The sequence below is a fragment of the Actinacidiphila sp. bgisy167 genome (assembly GCF_057707665.1).
The window spans coordinates 1-1,825 of the sequence record NZ_JBYIQP010000189.1; the positions used below are offsets into that span (position 1 = coordinate 1).

General features: G+C 57.4%; 1 rRNA gene. It reads left to right on the forward strand.

What is annotated here, in order from left to right:
• Positions 1 to 1,825 (forward strand): 23S ribosomal RNA (locus AC3ET4_RS30665); the annotation flags it as partial.

Below are 1,825 nucleotides of genomic sequence, written 5' to 3' on the forward strand. Positions count from 1 at the left end.
GATGGGTAGGGGAGCGTCGTGTGCCGGGTGAAGCGGCCCTGGAAGGGAGTCGTGGACGGTTCACGAGTGAGAATGCAGGCATGAGTAGCGATACAAGAGTGGGAAACTCTTGCGCCGATTGACTAAGGGTTCCTGGGTCAAGCTGATCTGCCCAGGGTAAGTCGGGACCTAAGGCGAGGCCGACAGGCGTAGTCGATGGACAACCGGTTGATATTCCGGTACCCGCTTTGAAGCGCCAGCGCTGAACCCTCTGATGCTAAGCCCGTGAAGCCGCCCTTGATCTCTTCGGAGTGATGGGGAGTGGTGGAGCCGGTGACCCGAGGTGGTAGTAGGTGAGCGATGGGGTGACGCAGGAAGGTAGTCCAGCCCGGGCGGTGGTTGTCCCGGGGTAAGGGTGTAGGGCGCTAGGTAGGCAAATCCGCCTGGCACGTAGCCTGAGACCTGATGCCGAGCCGATTGTGGTGAAGTGGATGATCCTATGCTGTCGAGAAAAGCCTCTAGCGAGTTTCATGGCGGCCCGTACCCTAAACCGACTCAGGTGGTCAGGTAGAGAATACCGAGGCGTTCGGGTGAACTGTGGTTAAGGAACTCGGCAAAATGCCCCCGTAACTTCGGGAGAAGGGGGGCCATTGCTGGTGATGAGTTTTGCACTCTGAGCTGGTGGTGGCCGCAGAGACCAGCGAGAAGCGACTGTTTACTAAAAACACAGGTCCGTGCGAAGCCGTAAGGCGATGTATACGGACTGACGCCTGCCCGGTGCTGGAACGTTAAGGGGACCGGTTAGCTCCATTTCGGTGGGGCGAAGCTGAGAACTTAAGCGCCAGTAAACGGCGGTGGTAACTATAACCATCCTAAGGTAGCGAAATTCCTTGTCGGGTAAGTTCCGACCTGCACGAATGGCGTAACGACTTCTCGACTGTCTCAACCACAGGCCCGGTGAAATTGCACTACGAGTAAAGATGCTCGTTTCGCGCAGCAGGACGGAAAGACCCCGGGACCTTTACTACAGCTTGATATTGGTGTTCGGTTCGGCTTGTGTAGGATAGGTGGGAGACTGTGAATCTCAAGCGCCAGCTTGGGTGGAGTCGTCGTTGAAATACCACTCTGGTCGTGCTGGATGTCTAACCTCGGTCCGTGATCCGGATCAGGGACAGTGTCTGGTGGGTAGTTTAACTGGGGCGGTTGCCTCCTAAAGGGTAACGGAGGCGCCCAAAGGTTCCCTCAGCCTGGTTGGCAATCAGGTGTTGAGTGTAAGTGCACAAGGGAGCTTGACTGTGAGACTGACGGGTCGAGCAGGTACGAAAGTAGGGACTAGTGATCCGGCGGTGGCTTGTGGAAGCGCCGTCGCTCAACGGATAAAAGGTACCCCGGGGATAACAGGCTGATCTTCCCCAAGAGTCCATATCGACGGGATGGTTTGGCACCTCGATGTCGGCTCGTCGCATCCTGGGGCTGGAGTCGGTCCCAAGGGTTGGGCTGTTCGCCCATTAAAGCGGTACGCGAGCTGGGTTTAGAACGTCGTGAGACAGTTCGGTCCCTATCCGCTGTGCGCGTAGGAGTCTTGAGAAGGGCTGTCCCTAGTACGAGAGGACCGGGACGGACGAACCTCTGGTGTGCCAGTTGTTCTGCCAAGGGCATGGCTGGTTGGCTACGTTCGGGAGGGATAACCGCTGAAAGCATCTAAGCGGGAAGCCTGCTTCGAGATGAGGACTCCCACCCCCTTTGAGGGGTTAAGGCTCCCAGTAGACGACTGGGTTGATAGGCCGGATGTGGAAGCCCAGTAATGGGTGGAGCTGACCGGTACTAATAAGCCGAGGGCTTGTCC